This is a genomic window from Pseudolactococcus raffinolactis NBRC 100932 (genome assembly GCF_001591765.1).
Classification (GTDB): domain Bacteria; phylum Bacillota; class Bacilli; order Lactobacillales; family Streptococcaceae; genus Pseudolactococcus; species Pseudolactococcus raffinolactis.
Genome location: NZ_BCVN01000100.1, coordinates 1 through 800, shown reverse-complemented (window position 1 = coordinate 800; position 800 = coordinate 1). Strand labels below are relative to the sequence as shown.

1 protein-coding gene is annotated in these 800 nt (G+C 34.1%); it reads right to left on the bottom strand.

The window, feature by feature from the left end; translation table 11 throughout:
* Positions 1-86 precede the first annotated feature (86 nt).
* Positions 87-779 carry a phage tail domain-containing protein gene (locus LRA01S_RS10595; protein ID WP_061775565.1) on the bottom strand — a complete coding sequence of 231 codons (693 nt, stop codon included), beginning with the start codon at positions 777-779 and terminating at the stop codon, positions 87-89.
* Positions 780-800: the final 21 nt, after the last annotated feature.

Here is an 800-nt window from a genome sequence, read left to right as displayed (position 1 = left end):
GGCAATTTCTGGATTAAGAATATTTTTATCCAATGAGCCTAATCCATTATGCTCAAAAGTTGTTTCATCTTTTTTAAATAAATTTATCAAGTTAGCCACCTCCATTTAGGGTCAATCTCTACTTTTGTTACAGTTCCAGTCCATGTAATGCTATTTGAACCAATTTTTAAAACTGGAAAATTACCATTCATGCTTGCATTCATATTGGTTGTTAATCCTGTATAAGCTTCTTGTAACTCGCTATCCAAGGTGATTGAACTCGTCAATCCAGTCAGCGTTATACCTGTTCCATTTATGTTTAAAACTACTGTTCCAGTTCCAGTAATTTTAATTATCGGTAATGCTTCAGCAGTCGTTTGATTAGTTAAACTAATCGGCTTAGTTGTATAAGCTGTTGATGATGTTTTTTGGTATTCAAACGGCTCTGCAACAAAATCAACGCTAAATACACCACTTGCTTTAATGACTGATTCAGTTTCTGATATTTGAGCTTGCTTGATTTTGTAATAAAAGTTTGGTGAATCATCAAAGGAAAGAGTGCCAGCCTGTGCCAACACCCCTTTGATTTCTCTCAATTTTTGCTTGATATCTGATTGAAATAAGACATTAAAAGTTAAGCTAAATTTTAAATCTTCATAGCCAATAAACCTTGTCAGACTACCGTCTCTACCTTCGACTTCGGTTGATTCATATCTTTTATTAGCTGAAGGGATGTTAGGGCGCCCTTTTAAAGCAAATCCTAAATTTTTCGTGTTTTGATTGTTAATTATTACGCCCATTTTTTACATCCTTCCTATTCC

Coding starts and splice junctions, on each gene's coding strand:
- LRA01S_RS10595 (WP_061775565.1), bottom strand. CDS start 779: ATGGGCGTAATAATTAACAATCAAAACACGAAAAATTTAGGATTTGCT.